Annotated in this window: 14 protein-coding genes; 8 read left to right on the top strand and 6 right to left on the bottom strand. The window is 44.6% G+C overall.

Translation table 11 applies throughout. The features are described 5' to 3' along the window. Window positions 1-339 precede the first annotated feature (339 nt). Entirely contained in the window at window positions 340-1,344 is a 1,005-nt protein-coding gene (locus tag L4D79_RS29670; protein WP_428657378.1) for a zinc-binding alcohol dehydrogenase family protein, read from the bottom strand. Between the two features lie 141 nt (window positions 1,345-1,485). On the opposite strand from L4D79_RS29670, the gene L4D79_RS29665 reads away from it, so the two are divergent. Continuing rightward, on the top strand, window positions 1,486-2,388 hold the full coding sequence (locus tag L4D79_RS29665; RefSeq protein ID WP_428657376.1) for a LysR family transcriptional regulator: 903 nt from the start codon (window positions 1,486-1,488) through the stop codon (window positions 2,386-2,388). 97 nt (window positions 2,389-2,485) lie between these two features. On the opposite strand, the gene L4D79_RS29660 is transcribed toward L4D79_RS29665, so the two are convergent. The 3 genes from L4D79_RS29660 to L4D79_RS29650 all read right to left on the bottom strand — a co-directional run bounded on the left by L4D79_RS29660 (window position 2,486) and on the right by L4D79_RS29650 (window position 5,699). Beyond that, on the bottom strand, window positions 2,486-3,049 hold the full coding sequence (locus L4D79_RS29660; protein WP_428657374.1) for a hypothetical protein: 564 nt from the start codon (window positions 3,047-3,049) through the stop codon (window positions 2,486-2,488). A gap of 334 nt (window positions 3,050-3,383) precedes the next feature. Then, a complete protein-coding gene (locus tag L4D79_RS29655) occupies window positions 3,384-4,748 on the bottom strand; it encodes an MATE family efflux transporter (protein ID WP_428657372.1) in 1,365 nt (454 codons plus the stop codon). 114 nt (window positions 4,749-4,862) lie between these two features. Beyond that, the gene (locus L4D79_RS29650; RefSeq protein WP_428657370.1) at window positions 4,863-5,699 is read right to left on the bottom strand and encodes an AraC family transcriptional regulator; all 837 of its coding nucleotides are present in this window, start codon (window positions 5,697-5,699) and stop codon (window positions 4,863-4,865) included. Window positions 5,700-6,106: 407 nt separating this feature from the next. Here L4D79_RS29650 and L4D79_RS29645 point away from each other — a divergent pair, with 407 nt between their 5' ends. From L4D79_RS29645 to L4D79_RS29620, 6 genes are all read left to right on the top strand, one after another. Continuing rightward, window positions 6,107-7,006, top strand: a complete 900-nt coding sequence (locus L4D79_RS29645) for an HlyD family secretion protein (protein ID WP_428657380.1) — start codon at window positions 6,107-6,109, stop codon at window positions 7,004-7,006. A 2-nt stretch (window positions 7,007-7,008) separates the two neighbouring features. Further along, a complete protein-coding gene (locus L4D79_RS29640) occupies window positions 7,009-7,935 on the top strand; it encodes an ABC transporter ATP-binding protein (RefSeq protein ID WP_428657368.1) in 927 nt (308 codons plus the stop codon). Next, window positions 7,932-9,029: an ABC transporter permease gene (locus L4D79_RS29635; protein ID WP_428657366.1), complete on the top strand. Its 1,098-nt coding sequence runs from the start codon at window positions 7,932-7,934 to the stop codon at window positions 9,027-9,029. Before L4D79_RS29640 ends, L4D79_RS29635 begins: the two co-directional genes overlap by 4 nt. 528 nt (window positions 9,030-9,557) lie before the next feature. Continuing rightward, entirely contained in the window at window positions 9,558-10,553 is a 996-nt protein-coding gene (locus L4D79_RS29630; protein WP_428657364.1) for a porin, read from the top strand. Between the two features lie 55 nt (window positions 10,554-10,608). Next, window positions 10,609-13,725, top strand: coding sequence for an ExeM/NucH family extracellular endonuclease (locus tag L4D79_RS29625; RefSeq protein ID WP_428657362.1), 3,117 nt, complete (start codon window positions 10,609-10,611; stop codon window positions 13,723-13,725). 60 nt (window positions 13,726-13,785) lie between these two features. Next, on the top strand, window positions 13,786-14,673 hold the full coding sequence (locus L4D79_RS29620) for an endonuclease I family protein (protein ID WP_428657360.1): 888 nt from the start codon (window positions 13,786-13,788) through the stop codon (window positions 14,671-14,673). Between the two features lie 77 nt (window positions 14,674-14,750). Here L4D79_RS29620 and add read toward each other — a convergent pair whose 3' ends face one another. Continuing rightward, a complete protein-coding gene (gene add / locus L4D79_RS29615; RefSeq protein ID WP_428657358.1) occupies window positions 14,751-15,746 on the bottom strand; it encodes an adenosine deaminase in 996 nt (331 codons plus the stop codon). Between the two features lie 218 nt (window positions 15,747-15,964). On the opposite strand from add, the gene L4D79_RS29610 reads away from it, so the two are divergent. Further along, window positions 15,965-16,624: a Crp/Fnr family transcriptional regulator gene (locus tag L4D79_RS29610; RefSeq protein ID WP_428657356.1), complete on the top strand. Its 660-nt coding sequence runs from the start codon at window positions 15,965-15,967 to the stop codon at window positions 16,622-16,624. Between the two features lie 115 nt (window positions 16,625-16,739). Here L4D79_RS29610 and L4D79_RS29605 read toward each other — a convergent pair. Continuing rightward, window positions 16,740-17,091 (bottom strand): IMP dehydrogenase (locus L4D79_RS29605; protein WP_428657354.1); only part of this gene is annotated, 352 nt, incomplete at its 5' end.

Here is a 17,091-nt window from a genome sequence, read left to right as displayed (position 1 = left end):
GCTTTTTAGGGTTGAACGTTTTGGACGAAACAGTACATCTTTAAAACCCAGCTTCAAGTCTTGTTCGATACGCATTGGTAATTCCTTAAATCTTATCGAATATTGCCACATGGTTGGTGGCTGTTGGCAGACAGCATTTCCATACACCATGTTGCAGGCACAAAAAAACCGGAGCGTTGGCAGACGCTCCGGTTTTCAGCATTATAGGCTGAGAAAGTTTTTTAACAAGTCTAATAATACAGTTTTTTTTGTGTTACCTTTACGAAGATAGCACCTCGACCGCTGCATACTCTCTCCGTAAAATGTCCAATTTTAAGCCTCTAATCTATTGATTTTAAATTAAAAACCTTCAAGTACGATTTTACCCATTGCTTTCTGTGATTCCAAAAGCTCATGCGCTTTCTTCAAGTTTTCCGCGCAAATCACACCGCCCTGATGGGCAACTGTTGATTTTATATCCCCGTCATCGACCATTTTTGCAACATTGTTGAGTAAGTAATGCTGCTCAATCATGTCTTCAGTGCCGAATAATGAACGGGTATACATAAATTCCCAATGCAGAGAGATGCTTTTACGCTTGAGTTGCAGGATGTCGAAAGAGGCTGGATCATCAATCAAGCCGAATTTCCCTTGTGGTTTGATAGATTCAACAATCTCGCTTAGGTGATCGTCAGAATTGGTTAGGCTCACCACATAATCAACGTTGCCAAGCTCTTTCTCAGCAAGTTGCTTGCTCAGTGATTCGCGGTGGTTGATAACATGATCAGCACCCAAGTCGTTTAACCATGACTGCGTTTCAGGGCGTGAAGCTGTCCCGATTACGGTTAACTTCGTCAGCTTTTTCGCCAGTTGGACCATAATGGACCCAACACCACCGGCAGCGCCGATAATAAGCAGTTTTTTGTTGCTGTCTTTATCTACTTCCAAACGATCAAACAGCATTTCCCATGCGGTGATGGTTGTCAGCGGTAAGGCCGCTGCTTGTGCGAACCCTAAGTTTTGAGGCATGTGACCAACAATTTTCTCATCAACCAACTGGAATTCAGCGTTCGTGCCAGAGCGGGTAAGATCACCAGCGTACCAGACTTTATCTCCTGGCTTGAACAGCGTTACATCCGGGCCGACCGATTTGACTGTACCGGCTGCATCCCAACCAAGAACTTTGTATTGGCCTTGTTCTGGTGCCACACGCATTCTAACTTTGGTGTCAACGGGGTTGACCGAGATAGCTTTTACCTCAACCAAGATGTCTGTGCCGGTAGCAACAGGCTCCGGCAAGGTGATATCAATAAGTGATTGAGATTCTGAAATGGGTAGTGATTGTTGATAGCCGACTGCTTTCATGTTGTTCTCCTTTCGCTGCCCTTACATAGGGTAGTAGGTGCTTGGCTGAATAGATGTTTGAAGTTTATTTGACAATTAATATTTGAAAAACCACTATCAGCTTAATTTACTTTCAAATAATTTTTGAAGAAAGGGCAGGTGATGAAGGCTCTTAATGATCTTAAGATTTTTATAGAAACCGCAAAGCAGCATAGTCTTTCGGCAGCGGCAAGAAATATGGACATCACGCCTGCCGCGGCTAGTGCAGCACTGAAACGGCTAGAAAACGAAATCGGGGCTTTACTGTTTATTCGTTCAACCCGCAATTTACGCCTCACTCAGCAAGGAGAGCAGTTCCTCAATTATTGTGAGCAGGCTGTCGGACTGATGACTGAAGCCTGTAGCACGATCACGGAAGGCCAAACGGAGTTTCAAGGTGTGATTAAACTATCTATGCCTTCAGACTGCGGTCGTAACTTATTGCTTGGGTGGATTGACGAGTTTATGGAGCTACATCCGAAGTTAGAAATCAGGGTGCAGTTAACAGATGGTTTGGCTGATATGTATACTCAGCCCGTTGATGTTGCTTTGCGCTATGGTCAACCGAGCGATTCTTCACTGGTAGCCTTACCGATTGCAGGGAGAAATAAACGTGTTTTGTGTGCATCTCCCGGCTACCTTGCCAAGCATGGCTACCCAGATTCCCCTGAAGAGTTAACCGCTCATAATTGCCTTTGCTTTGCTCTGGGTGACAGTTTGTATAATCGCTGGCGTTTTTACCACCAAGATCAAGAGGTGACCTTGGTGGTAAAAGGAAATCGCTATGCAAACGATGGGGAGGCGGTCAGGCGTTGGGCCCTTGCAGGGAAAGGTATCGCGTATAAATCGTTTTTAGATACTAAAGATGATCTTCAAGCAGGACGTTTGATCGAGATTGATATAGGCAGGGAAACGGAGCCTGCACCATTATATTTAGTATGTGCAAGCCGTAGGGTCATCAACCCACAAATTCAGGCGCTAAGAGAGTTCCTCACCGGTAAAGCAGAGCGGCACCTATTGTCTTGATAGCCATCTAATTGAAAAGACCGCATATAAAAATGATGCCTTTAATCTTCCAAACTTGAAAGCCTAAAGACATCATGAAAAACGTCTAAGGAGCATCCTAGCTGGTCCATTCCTGATAATACCTTATGCATCGGATTTGTGATGCTTTTTGGGAGAACTTGATATCAAGCCCTGTTATTTTTATGTTTCTTTTATCTTCTGTATAGCCAATCGAATAGAATTGGTAGTTTTCAGCGTACAATATAGGCCCGGAGCAATCGCGTTCACCATAGTAAGAAGCCCTCAACCATAGGACCCATGTAACACCTTCACTTGCGCTTGTTTTGCGATCGTTAGCGATTCGATCAGCGTAAAACTCCCAGCTCCCGTCATAATGCATCGTAAACTGAGCTGGGCTTTCGTATTGAAGGCCCTCCCTGTAGAAGGCTAAATTTGCCAATAAAAACATAGGGTATGAAAGAGGTTCTGCTTTGCCTTTTGGGAGAGGAAGACTTTGTGTTATAGCGACTTCAGTTGTTCCCAAGCTTTCTTCTTTGACAGGTTCATTAGCAAAATCGCCAACGTTTTCATCATCTTCGTTAGACGAACTGCATCCGACAATCAACAAGGCCAGAAAACAACTTACTAAGACGGATTGAATACGACAAGTTCTAAACAACATAACAACCCCAAACTATTGATAGTTTGATATGTAGTAAAAATTATAGTTTGAAACATAGAATGTTTGACATAATTCTAAACTTAACTACGCAGCTCAGGCGCCACACTAATATTTTCTATACTTGAACTAATTCATGCTTTACTAATTTAGTAAAGTCACTGACAAGTTATCGCCAAAAATGAGTTACTTGACCTTCTTTGCTGAAATACGTTGTTGACGGGGTGTAAATCACCCCTAATTAGTTTCACGCAGTGAGGTCATCATTACTCTATTTTCGGCTTTCAGTCTTTTAGTTTGTCGGTGACATCAGAATACATACGTGCTCCGAGGTACTCTAGCTTTCAGATGTACAAAGTGTGTTCTTTGCTGGCGGTGTTTTTTTCTTCAGTTTCACCAAGAAGAAGACGCTAATAATAGCTGCAAGTGTTTCAGCAAACAGTGGGCTTAACCATACCCCATTTTCTGGCATCGCCTTTGGTAATAATAATAAACCGATAACGACAAAGACAAACCCACGGCATACAGAGATAACATTGGCTTGCGCAGGACTTCCGATTGATTGGAACATGGTGGCAGTGACAAGATTGATAGCCATGAAAGGGTAGGCAAGGAAGTAAAGCCCAAGCGCACTGGCAGAGAGTAAAATTAACTCTTGGTGATCAACGGTAAATAAGCCAGCAATCTCAGTCGCAAAAAACTGGGCAACAAAAATAGCCGCAATACCCACGGTAACAGCGATGCGTAGGCCAATCGCTAAGGTTCGCTCAACTCTATTTGCATTATTAGCACCGTGATTGAAGCTAATTATTGGTTGGCAGGCCTGCCCGATGCCGACCAGAGTGAACATGACAAAGACGCCGACATTCATCACGATACTGAAGGCATTTAGGTACAGATCACCACCTAGCTCTAGCAGAACGGCGTTGTAAATGAGAGTGGTGGCAGCCATTGATGACTCAATAAAGAATATTGGTAGCCCGATTGCCAGTATTTTTGGCGCTTTGCCCAAACCGATGCCCTGCAGAGAAAGTGAAAGCTGGCCTTTTCCGCGGGTGAAATGGCTGAGTAAAAAAAGCAACATCATGACTTGGGCAATACCTGTTGCGTAGGCGGCTCCTGTCAGGCCCCAGCCAAAGTGGAAAATGAAAATATAATCCAATACTAAGTTAAGGACAGCGCCGCCAGCCATGGCATACATGGCCAGTTTGGGGTTACCGTCGTTACGGACAAAGCAGGAAATGACCCAAGTGATGGCATAGATAACAAAGAATTGGAGCATGACACCGAGGAAGTCACCAGCGAGTGAAGAAATATCACCCTGTGCGCCGATAAGGAGAAGGATGTCCTCTAGCCAGTAAAGGGCAGTGAAGGATAAGCCGCTAGCGAGAATGAGGATAAGCAACAAGGATTGAGCAAACAAACTTTGGCCTTCTTTGTATTGCCCTTTGCCAAATTGAATCGACATCATCGCAGACCCACCTATTCCCACCATCATGGCTATAGCGGTAAAGAATGAGAAGAATGGGATAGTCAGTGCAATAGCGCCAAGACCATCTGGCCCTACGCCACGCCCGATCATAATACTGTCACCCATAATAAAGAGTGATTTAATGACCAAGCCGGTAATTGCAGGTAGAAGATAATGCTTAAAGCACTGCTCTATTGGGGTGGTTCGAAGGTCGATACGGGTTTCTGCCATGTTCTGCTCCGTCAGGATAAAAGCACTTTCCTGACAAAAAATACTTTGGATGTTGAGGGTATTATGTGGCAGAGGGAGTGGGGTAAAAAGGGATTATCTGGCCTAATGATAGGACTATTTGAACATTTTGGCGCGAAAATCGAGTGGTGACTCATTGGCCGCCTTGCGAAAGAAACGGCAGAAATAGGCAACATCCTCATAACCCAATTCGTGAGCAATTTGTTTTACCGTCTTACTCGTAAAGGCAAGCTCCCGTCTAGCGTCGAGGAGAGTGCGGTCTTGGATTAATTTTGTAATCGTTTTTCCACATTGCTGACGAGATATTTCGTTTGCCCGTTTATTAGATACGGCAAGGTGATTAGCATAGAAGTCGGTCTTCTTCTCAGTTCGGAAATACTCATCAATCAGTACATATAACTTGTACATCCTTTGCTCTAGTAAGGTGTCAGACTTTATTTCCTTTTCATGAAATCGTTGGATATAGGATAAGAAGCTGTGTAGCAGCGAGTTAACCAGCCGCCAGTTGGTTTCCTCCCGTGATACCTCTTGTGACAGAATACGGATAAGATCAGCAAGATCACGCGTACCCTGAGTATCAATCAAAATTGCTGAAGCTGAGGTTTTTTCGTGATAGAAGGTTTGATCGATGATCAACTGCCCACGGTAATTGTTTTCGACAAAATCGGGCTGAAATGTGATGAGGCAAATTTTTCCACTTGTTTTGGTATCACTGTGTACTTGCCCCGGTGAGATGAAGTAAATATCACCTTCGTTAAGAGGGTATTCAATGAAATCAATACAGTGCGATCCCGTACCTTTTTGAGCCCAGACTATCTCATAGTATTCATGGCGATGGGGCTGTGAAAAGAGGCCTCTACTGTTCCCCTCAATAAATTCGACGCGTAACGGTTTACCTTTAGGTAAAAGTACTGAAGAGATAAGTTCCGACACGCAATAACCTTTGGTATATAAGCACTTGCCTCATTATATAGCCAAGTGAATTAATAATGCATTGTTGTTATTAAGTGTGTTACTTGGCTTGGTTTTAAGGTGCTGAAAGTTAAGGGTTTAACGTGTCTTGTTTTATGTTGCTCAATTAATTATTCGAAAGGCAATGAGTGATTAAATTACTATTTAAACCATTTCGTAGAAGTAATATTTTACCTCTTACCCAGTGCTCGAAATGTTGAAGTATGAGGCGGAGCTAAGTTTTACGCTTTGCCTGAGTGCTACTGTAGTAGTAGGCATCGCAATGTTACTGGCCCAATAATTAAGCCGTAAGAGATAAATCAATGAATGGAATCTGTTGGAACCGTTTTTCCCTTTTCGTGTTTTTACCATTGGTATTAGCTGGCTGTATGAAAGACTCCTCGAGTCAAGCATTAGGCACCCTTGAGCGTGATAGGGTGACATTTTCCGCGACAGCCAATGAAATTATCCGCGAGCTTCCTGTGAAAGAAGGCAGTACGGTCAAACAGGGTGATACGCTGGTTATCCTCGACAGTAAAAACCAGCAAGCGGTATTAGCCCACGCTGTGGCTGAACAATCAAAAGCTGAAGCCTCCCTGCTGAGGCTGACAAATGGCGAACGACCTGAAGATATAGCGGCAGCACAAGCCAAAGTCGCGAGGGCTCAGGCCCAATTAACGGATGCGGATAAAAATTATCGCCGCAAAGCTGAATTAGTCGAAAGGGGGTTGATCAGCCAATCTGAAAAAGACAGTGCGTTGGCCGCGAGAGATTCAGCCAAAGCCGAGTTGGATTCTGCCACTGAGGAGTTCAGCAAGCTTACCGCAGGGGCGCGACCGGAAGATATTGACCAAGCTAAAGCCCAATTGGCCGCTGCCAAAGCCGATGTTGCCTTAGAGAAACAGAAGCTCGATGAGCTAACTATTGTGGCAACACGTGAAGGTATTTTAGATAACCTGCCTTATAACCTTGGTGAGCGTGTGCCAGTCAATGGGGTCGTCGCTGTGATCCAGGCCGATCGTGTTCCCTACGCCAGAGTGTATGTGCCTGCTAAATATAGGGTGGATTTTGTACCAGGGATTAAAGTGCCTGTATATGTCGATGGCGTCGACCAACCCTATGAAGGAACAGTACGCTGGGTATCAACTGAATCTGCTTTCACTCCCTATTATGCGTTGACTGAAGATGAACGTTCCCGCCTGATGTATTTGGCCGAAGTCGATCTGCCGGACAGTGCTGCACCTCTTCCTTCTGGCGTACCCGCACAAGTTGTGCTGACGGGAGAGTAATCATGACGCAATACGCGATTGAAGCGCATAATGTAGTGAAGAAGTTTGGGGATTTTACCGCTATCGACAATATAACCTTGAATGTCCCGAAAGGAAGCATTTACGGTTTTCTCGGCCCCAATGGCTGCGGCAAGTCAACAACGATTCGAGTGCTGACGGGCTTACTTAGCCCGACCGAAGGTGACGTTTCGGTATTGGGTTTAGATATTCCGCGGCAGTCAGAAAAACTAAGGCTAAAAATTGGCTATATGACTCAGAAATTCTCCCTCTACGATGATTTGACGGTAGAGGAGAACCTTGAGTTCATTGGCCAAATTTTCGGAATGGGCAAAAAAGATCTGGCGCAAAGGATCGACGATCAATTATGTACCTACGGTCTCGATCAACGGCGAAAACAACGTGTCTCCGGAATGAGTGGTGGGCAAAAGCAGCGCCTGTCACTGGCGGCTGCCACTATGCATAAACCTGAGTTGCTGTTTTTGGATGAGCCTACATCAGCGGTAGATCCTGAAAATCGACGTGAGTTCTGGGAGCAGTTGTTTGATCTATCGGATCAAGGGACCACGATTTTGGTAACTACCCACTATATGGATGAAGCTGAGCGTTGCCACCGCCTAGCCATCATGGAATCAGGAATGATCCGTGCTGATGGCGAACCAGAAACCTTGATGTCAAAGATGGGTGTTCAGGTTGTAGAAATAAAGGCTGAGCGCTTACGAGAGCTAAAAGAGTTGCTGTTGGAAAAGCATGAAGTGCGCTCTGCCGCGCAGCTTGGTATCCGCCTACGGGTGTTGATACGCCATCAGATTACCGATCCTATAGCGTGGTTAAGAGATACCTTCCCCCAACTTACTGATAGCGAGATGAATGTAGCCCGCCCAAGTTTGGAGGATGTCTTTGTGACCGTCACAGGGGAGGGGCGGCAATGAGTACAATTAATCGCATGAAGGCGATCATGGCCAAAGAAATCCGCCAGCTATCTCGTGACCGGATTACTTTCGGGATGGTAGTGATGATCCCGCTTATTCAATTGCTGCTGTTTGGTTTTGCGATTAATACGGATGTACGCAATATTCCCGTTGCCGTGGTTGATCAAAGTGCCAGTGCCGCTGGGCGTATGATCACTGAGTCAGTAAAAGTCACTCAGGTCGTGAGTATTAAGCGACAATTTTCAACTCCAGAAGAGGCTGAGTTAGCAATACAGCAAGGTGATGTCAGAGCCGCTTTAATATTGCCTAATGACCTCACGCAAAGAGCTATGCAAGGGCGTGAACTAGGTCAGTGGATAGTTGATGGCTCTGACACCATGATAAGCGCTGCGATCCTCGGCTTGCAAACAATGCCGCTCACTGATTTAGATATAGAGATCCGTCCACCGATAGAAAAAACTTTTGAGGTGGCACTGTATTTTAATCCAACCCAACGTTCGGCAGTGAACATTATCCCCGGTTTATTAGGCGTTATCCTAACCATGACGATGATCCTTTTCACCAGTGCTGCGATAGTAAGGGAAAGGGAGCGGGGCAATTTGGAATTGCTTATAACCACCCCAATTCACTCTTTCGAGTTGATGGTAGCGAAGATTGTTCCCTATATTTTTGTAGGGCTTATTCAAGTATTTATCATCTTGGGGTTAGGGCATTTCATTTTTGATGTACCGATCAACGGGGCTATCAGCCAGGTGTTATTTGGTACTTTGCTCTTCATATCAGCTAGCTTAACCCTAGGCTTGGTCATTTCTACAATTGCAACAACCCAGCTGCAGGCTATGCAGATGACGGTATTTATACTTCTACCATCCATCTTATTGTCTGGCTTTATGTTCCCATACGAAGCAATGCCCGTTGCGGCCCAGTGGATCGCTGAAGTATTACCCGCTACGCACTTTATGCGATTGATAAGGGGCATTGTGTTACGTGGGGCTGACTTGGTGGGTTTATGGAAAGATACATTGTGGCTAGCAGGATTTACTGTAATTGGGCTAATTGTTGCTTCCAAGCGTTTTAAGAAGTCGCTGGATTAAAATAACGGCCTCATATTTCACTCCTAACTGGAGCTGCATTCAATAATAGATTTACGGTTGGTGATTAAAAATCAACAATGTTGAGCGCATATTGTGCACGCTGTATTTTTATTTTTGTTTTTTTCTTTGATATATGACAGTGCGGTTTATTTGTACAGTGTTTATAATTTGTTAACTAACACCAATTGAACGTTGTTTGAAACATGTTTTATATTCAGCGCCTTACAGGGTGGTCCATCCAGTGGCTAAAGCCTTTATTGGCTGGTTTTCTGCAACTTGTTGATTTTTTTAGGCTGAAGTTAGTATTAACTTAAATGGCTGACAAAAATTTGACGCATTATGAGTGGTTTGAAGATTAAATTAAGGAATAATAAATTTTATTAAAAATAACCGTTTGTAATTTGAGCTGTAATAAAACTTTAATATTTCAATATGATGATTAAGCAAATTATTGCTTGTGTGAATAATTTATTTGTGTACATTTGCCGCCGAAAATACATAGGCGTTAGCCTTTAAATCGGATGTACAATGAAAACAAGATTAATTGCTCTCTCTATTGCGTCGGCTTTTTCAATGTCGGCAAATGCACTAACTATCGCTGAAAATGAAAACGGTGATTCAGTGAGCCTTTACGGCGGTGCGGAAATTGGTGGCTGGGTATCGAATAAAGCGCCTAAGGGAACTAAAAATAGCTCCAACTATGTTGATGATTCATTCGCTACGATTGGTATCAAAGGGCAAACAGGTGATTTCTACGCGAAGTTTGAATTAGACGCCGAGCGTACACCTTGGACGAATGAAAACAATATGCGAGTTGTTATCGACAAGGCATATATCGGCTATAACGTCGCTCCAAATCATTCTATTGAGTTTGGCCGTACTGATACTGCATACGATCATTTTGATTCATTGGGTGACTTCTCTGTCAATGAAGCCGCCGAAGTTTCTGAAGCTGGTGATCAAGATAACACCGTTAAATACCAAGGTCAGTTCGAGAGCATTAAATACGGTATTTCATATTCAGCAAAAGGCGATGATTACGAAGCTGATTTCAAGCCGACTTACGACAAGAACGGTAAATTGATCGCAATCGAAGATAAGGGCTCTTACGTAACTGACAGCCGTTATGGTGCAGTCGTTAACGGGTATGTGGGTTACTTTGGTAATGATCTAACTGTTCTTTTCGGCGCTGAAACGGTTGATGACCGCGGTGAGATCTACTCTCTACATACTAAATATAATTTTGGCGACTTCGCGCTGGGTGGCCTGTACTCATATTCTGACCGCTTGAACAGCAATAAAGACTCGCATACCTATGTTGCTTCTGGTTCATACCACTTCACAGACAAGCTCGAGGGTGTTTCTACTTTCTCTTATGTCGACAACGAATCAAAAGACAACGACAGCTGGGTAACTGCAGGCGTTAACTACAAATATACCCGCAACGTGAAACTATCAGCAGAGGCAGTGACTGGTGGTAAAGCGGGTACATACGCCTACGCGAAAGCCTACTACTGGTTCTAATCTCATTCTGACAATTTAGCCTCGTTAACGCGGGGCTTTTTTTAGGAAAACAAAAATGAAAAAAACACTTTTAAGCGTAGTTATTGCTGCGTCGATGGCGCCTGCCGCAAACGCAGAATTGATCATTAGTAAATACGTGGAAGGCTCTGCTAATAACAAAGCAATTGAGCTGACTAATATTGCTGGCCATGAAATAAGCCTAGATGGCTATCAAGTTGCCCTATCAAGTAATGGTAACGGGTTTGGAAGTCACTTGGACTTATCTGGTCGAAAATTACCTGCTGGTGGCATGCTGGTTATCGCTAACCCGAGAGCAAGTAAACAAATTATCGATGTCGCCGATATTAAAGATACTGTGACTTACTTCAATGGTAATGATCCCGTCGCGGTATTCAAAGACGGCGTTATGTTTGATGTTGTTGGTGATAAAGAGTCTGGGAAATTTGGCGTTGATAAGACACTAATTAGAAAAAGCCTGATCCCTTCCACCCGCTATAATCCCGAAGATTGGGAGTCGAAACCAAAAGATTATATTAATGGCTTAGGCGGAATTGGTGGCTTAGGTGGAGTGTCATCTGGCACCGAAACAGAAACGACCTCTCCTCAAGCAATCCGAAAAACGATTCCGGAACTTCAAGGCGAAGGCTGGGAGTCACCGTTTACCGATGTTGCTAATCGAAAATTCAAGTCAGACGAAACCTTTGTGGTCGAAGGGGTCATCACTGCTGTGCAGGATTACCTAAGCAAAGATCTTCCTGCTGGTATCTATATTCAAGATATGAAGGGCGATGGTAACCCGAAGACATCTGACGGTATTTTCGTTGCTACACCAACCGAAGGCCTTCATGTTGGTGATGTGGTCGATGTAACCGGTCCAGTGGAAGAGCGCTACGGCTGGACGATGATCCCAGCGACTAGTGTTGCCAAAAATGAGTCTAAGCGAGGTACTTTCCAGAATACAATCATTGAGCGCCTCAACTCAGACGTTGATTTTGATGCCACACTAGAGCGCTACGAAGGTATGGCTGTAGAGCTTGATAGTGCGTTAGACATGCGGTTAACCAATACTTTTGGTTTTGACTACGGTCCGCGCCGATACAATGCCGTGCTTTCTCAGGGGCAAGTTAACGTCCACCCTAACCAGCATAACGCGCCGGTTAACCACGATGACGTTATTGATACTGATTCAGAGCGTCAGGCTGACTGTAACCAAGACAAAAAGCTGATTGTAGAAACCCTACGTAAGATCTCATCGGGTTCTAGCGAAAATGTGCCATGGCTTGAAGCGGTAAATCCAGAACAAAATTATGTTCGTATTGGTGACGGCGTAACAGGGCTTACGGGTGTCATTGGTTACAGCTACGGCGATTACCGTCTATTTGCAACCAATACGATCACAAGTGACGAGCTGATCCGCCACAATCCACGCACTGACCAGCCAGTACTTAAAGAGGGTGGCGACCTGCGGGTAGCGTCATTTAACGTTCTGAACTACTTCACTTCGGATCATGCCGGTGGTAACCCCAACCCGTTCGGCAAGAGCCGTGGTGCTAAGTCATTTGAAGAATTCGAGCTTCAAGGTGACAAAATCGCGGTAGCAATTGCCGCAATGGATGCTGACATTGTTGGTTTGATGGAGGTGGAAAACAACGGCTTCGATTCTTCATCGGCTATCCACCACCTAGTAGCGAAGATCAACGCAAGCCTAACTGATGAATCCAAGCATTATGTATACATCTCACCAGAAGACGAGAGTATCGAGAGTATTGGCACAGACGTTATTACCAACCACGTTATTTACCGGGCTAATAAACTGACGTTGGAGCAATACCGTATTATTCCTATGCCACAGCAGCATGCACCGGAAGTGCGTGGTGTTGATCGTGACGGTAAGGAAAAGGTTGTCGAAGATGGCCACAATTACCAGCGAGAATCTGTTTCGCCAACATTTAAGATAAATGGTACTGACGAATCAATTACGGTATCCGTTAACCACTTTAAATCTAAAGGTTCGTCGTGCTGGGAAGATGCAGCACCTAAAGAGGAAGGCGGGCAGGGCGGTAAGAACCCAGACAATCAGGGTAACTGTGAAGCTTTCCGTGTTTCTGCGTCTTACTACTTGGGTGAGGAATTAGCCAAAATTGATGGCCACAAAATCATTCTGGGTGATTTGAACTCATACGCATCAGAAGATCCGGTTATGGTCCTTACCAACCGCAGTAAGGCTACTGATGATTACGTCATTAAGGCCGCTCGTGACACTTATATTGGTGGTACTAAAGATCAACTGGGCGATGTTCTGCACAAAGAGCAAGGCTTTGTTGTAAAAGATAGCTACGGTTACATCAGTGCGGTATCGATCTACCACCCTTACTCGTATAGCTATGTCTATAGCGGTGAGACAGGAACGCTTGATTACCTGCTAATGAGCCCCTCCTTGATGTCAAATTTTGTCGATGCTATCGACTGGAACATCAATGCGGCTGAGTCCAAGTTGCTTGAATACGCCAATAAAAACAACTGCAAGAAAGGGACGGACGATTGCTCATACCGTGCCTCAGATCACTACCGCTCTTCAGATCACGACCCCGCAATCCTGGATCTTGATTTTGGTATTAAACCAGAAACCGGCGAAATTATTGATGTTGTTGGCCCCGATATTATTACAGAGCTTCCAAAGCCGATTTCTCCTCCATCGAAGCCTGTCAACCCACCTGCTGACATTACAGATATCCCACAGGCTCCGGCTGCTGGCGAACCGATTAAAGCACTGTTTGATCTTACGGCTCTAGCTGGCTTTGAACTGCGAGCAGGTGACACCATCAATATGTCATTGAGCAAAATGTCGCAAGGCCGTGCATACAGTGAATATTCACGTACCGGTGGCGGTGACAGCACAACGGTTGCTTTGACGCGTGCCGACATCGAAAAAGGGTGGGCTGTTGCTTCTGTTAAGACGGAAAAAGGCGGCGAGTTCGAGCTGAGAAAGAGCATTCACAGCGCCAGCGGTAAAGTATTCAACTACCCTGTAGACGTAATCAGTGTTGCAGAGAGTGATACCGGTGTTGATGTGGTGACGAATGAACGCACAAACCGTGGTGCCGGATCCACAGGGTTGTTCTCGCTATTTGGCCTAGCGTTACTGGCCGTTTCTCGTCGTTTTAAGAAATAAGCAAATACAAGCAATAACATGGCGCATCAGTTACCGTGATGCGCCGATAAAGGTAATACAATGAAACTGAAAGCATTGGCTCTCGCTACATTCTTTGCAACCAGCGTAAACGCTGCCTATGTACAATCGCACGATCCCCACATTGTGGCACCGTTCTCGCTAGAATGTACTGTCTCTGTACCAGATAAGATCATTACAGAGCAAAGTACAGCACTTCCTGATGGTTATTACGCGAACGCAAAAGGTAAAACGGGCGACGAATTAAAGGCGGCATTAAATACAATTATTACTGCTGGCCATAAGCGGCTTAGTTATAAACAGGTTTGGACTGCCTTAGAAATTACAGATCAGGATCCCTACGATCCAAATAATGTCATTTTGCTCTATTCTGGCAAGTCTATCCCTAAGAATGAGAAATCTGGCAGGCCTCAAGGTCAGAAAAATGATAGATGGAACCGTGAACACGTCTACCCTAAATCGAATGGCGGCTTTCCTAAAGAATCTTGGTGGGCTTATACCGATATTCACCACCTTCGTCCGGCTGATGAGTCAATGAATAGCGAGCGAGGGAACAAGGAGTTCGATAATGGCGGTCAAGCAACGGAAGATTCTCCATTTGCGGGTAATAAACTAACAGCAACAACATTCGAGCCTAGAGATGAGGTTAAAGGTGATGTGGCCCGAATGATCTTCTATATGGCGGTTCGTTACGAAGGCCACGACGAGGGCCATTCAAAACTGACACCAAATCTAGAGCTATCGACAGCCACCGTAAACAACGGTACTGATTTTGGTAATGTTTGCGCAATGCTTGAGTGGAACAAAGAAGACCCTGTTGATGAGTTCGAGTCACTTCGTAATGACAGGATCTATAAGCTGCAAGGTAACCGAAATCCATTTATTGATAAGTCCGAATGGGCCGATGAGTTGTTTGGCCACAATTGCTAGGCAGGGAGTGATTTAAACACAACAGAATGCCATCATGGCTATTTAGCAAATAGCCATGATGGCATCGTCATTTGATGTTATTTAGCAAACTGCATCAATGCTTGCTTGACGTCATCTGATGCGAAGGAATGCTGAACACTCATCTTGTAGATTTGGTAGTAATCGTCAACACTCAGCTCAAATTGTTCCATCACCTTGCGAACTTCATCAGTCATTGTGGTGTTGGATACTGTGCGGTTATCAGTATTGATAGTCACAGGCACACCATCTTGGTAAAACGCTTTAATCGGGTGAAGAGCAAGTTCACTGATCGCTTTAGTTTGAACATTGCTGCTTGGACAAGTTTCAAGAGCAACATCCTCTTGCTTGACGAGGTTGTACGCTTGTTCATGATCTTTAATCGCAACACCATGGCCAATGCGTTCTGCACCTAAGAGTGAAATCGCTTCATAGACATTTTGTCCGCTACCTTGCTCACCGGCGTGAATGGTAACTCTGAACCCTTTGTCTTTCGCATACTGTGCGTAGGTCGCATAGTCGTGGGAGAATCCATCCAGTTCACTACCTGCAAGATCAAATGCGACTACGCCTTGGTTGAGTAAGCTTTCGCCTGCATCAATCACTTGGATGATGGTGTCCGACGGCAGGAACTTCACCATAGAAAGGATATAGTTACCTTTGATATCATATTGCGCTTCTGCTTTTTTCATCCCTTTTACCGCACTGGCGATGATTTGCTCATAGGTCAGCCCTTTTTGAATATGAAGCTGAGGGGCGAAGCGGACTTCCAAATACTTTACATTTTCTTTGGCGGCATCTTCAAACAGTTCAAAGGAAATACGCTCTAAGCTCTCTGCGGTTTGCATTACCGAAACAGGAAGGTCAAAGCGACTAAGGTATTCAGGTAGGTCAGAGCAAGTTTCGGGAGCAACCATCAATGCATTGACTTCATCAACATCATAACTAGGTAGAGTGATGTGTTGCTGTTTGGCCAAGTCGATAACAGTCTGCGGTCTAACGCTGCCATCGAGGTGGCAATGAAGATCAATTTTCGGCAGGTCGAAGTAATTCATTAGTGTTGTCCTAACAATGTATAATCTGGGAATCGGGATGGCTTCCCAAACTGCGGTTAATCATTTATGAATGTAATCTTACAGGAAGCTTTTTGCTCCCTGAGCTTATGAACAATAGCTTAAAGAATAGCTTGGGGTTGATAACACGACAATTGTCCGGGTGTGACAAGTTTTATTTTACAATTTGATAGGTTGGATACAGTTTACGCAAAATGGATATGTCTGAAATTCTAAGCAAAGGGCCTGAAAGGTTTCGTCAGTTAGTTGAGCATGAGGATTTTCGACGCATAACTCGACATAAGGGCGACTATATTGTCAGGCAAGAACACGAAATCACTGAGGTGTATTGGTCTGTTGCCGCTCAGTTTATGCTTTTACATACTGCACTGAATGGCAAAACGCTCAGCTTGGGTGATTACTATATTGAAGATAACTTTTTTGGCGAGATAGAGTTTTTTTCGGGTAACCCATGTTCATTCGATGTGGTTGCAACAGCAACGACAGAGCTCGTGGTTATTCCGAAAGAGCGGTTCTCGGAAATCTTGTTGCAAGACGCGACGATTGCCTTTTGGATGAACCACAGAATGGCAAACATGTACCAATCTTCGATGAACATCGCCATCGAGCGCTCTTTGTATCCACTTAAGTTCAACATCGTCAAAGATATTGTGAATCGTTGTACTACTGATAGTCGATCGTTGAACCATGGCTATATGTATCAGGAGGCACAGCGGTTTGGTTGTACTGATAGAGCCTATACCCGGATCATTCATGAGCTTATTAAGGAAGGGTTAGTGAAGAAAGGAGAGGATAACTCTACGATCATTCCGGTTAACCTTGATGGGTTAGTAGAGTATTTGAATCAATGTCAGCAATGATGTTGCATTCTTATGAGCTTTTTCGTCGAACAAATTATTAAAGAAAAAGGCCACATCAGTGGCCTTTGTAACGTGTAGGTTTTGCTAAGCGCTAAAATTACTCTTAACGAATACCTTATTCTTTACCGAAAACGTTATTTTCCTGCTCTTGTACGCGGATAAACGTTGTACGCTTGGTCAGCTCTTTTAGCTGCGCCGCGCCGACGTAAGTACACGTAGAGCGTACGCCACCCATGATGTCCTGGATCGTGTTTTCAACTGGACCACGGTAAGGCAGTAGAACGGTTTTACCTTCAGCCGCACGGTACTTGGCAACACCACCTGAGTGCTTGTCCATCGCGCTCTGAGAAGACATGCCGTAGAACTTCATGAACATTTTGCCGTCTTGTTCGATAACTTCACCGTTACTTTCTTCGTGGCCAGCCAGCATACCGCCAAGCATCACGAAGTCAGCACCGCCACCGAAC

Origin of the sequence: Photobacterium satsumensis, from assembly GCF_050336935.1 — a bacterium.
GTDB lineage: Bacteria > Pseudomonadota > Gammaproteobacteria > Enterobacterales > Vibrionaceae > Photobacterium > Photobacterium satsumensis.
Note: the sequence above shows the minus strand (reverse complement) of the source record. Positions and strands in the feature narration are given on the sequence as shown.

Coding starts and splice junctions, on each gene's coding strand:
- L4D79_RS29635 (WP_428657366.1), top strand. CDS start 7,932: ATGAGTACAATTAATCGCATGAAGGCGATCATGGCCAAAGAAATCCGC.
- add (WP_428657358.1), bottom strand. CDS start 15,746: ATGAATTACTTCGACCTGCCGAAAATTGATCTTCATTGCCACCTCGAT.
- L4D79_RS29610 (WP_428657356.1), top strand. CDS start 15,965: ATGTCTGAAATTCTAAGCAAAGGGCCTGAAAGGTTTCGTCAGTTAGTT.
- L4D79_RS29655 (WP_428657372.1), bottom strand. CDS start 4,748: ATGGCAGAAACCCGTATCGACCTTCGAACCACCCCAATAGAGCAGTGC.
- L4D79_RS29665 (WP_428657376.1), top strand. CDS start 1,486: ATGAAGGCTCTTAATGATCTTAAGATTTTTATAGAAACCGCAAAGCAG.
- L4D79_RS29640 (WP_428657368.1), top strand. CDS start 7,009: ATGACGCAATACGCGATTGAAGCGCATAATGTAGTGAAGAAGTTTGGG.
- L4D79_RS29670 (WP_428657378.1), bottom strand. CDS start 1,344: ATGAAAGCAGTCGGCTATCAACAATCACTACCCATTTCAGAATCTCAA.
- L4D79_RS29645 (WP_428657380.1), top strand. CDS start 6,107: ATGAAAGACTCCTCGAGTCAAGCATTAGGCACCCTTGAGCGTGATAGG.
- L4D79_RS29625 (WP_428657362.1), top strand. CDS start 10,609: ATGAAAAAAACACTTTTAAGCGTAGTTATTGCTGCGTCGATGGCGCCT.
- L4D79_RS29620 (WP_428657360.1), top strand. CDS start 13,786: ATGAAACTGAAAGCATTGGCTCTCGCTACATTCTTTGCAACCAGCGTA.
- L4D79_RS29630 (WP_428657364.1), top strand. CDS start 9,558: ATGAAAACAAGATTAATTGCTCTCTCTATTGCGTCGGCTTTTTCAATG.
- L4D79_RS29660 (WP_428657374.1), bottom strand. CDS start 3,049: ATGTTGTTTAGAACTTGTCGTATTCAATCCGTCTTAGTAAGTTGTTTT.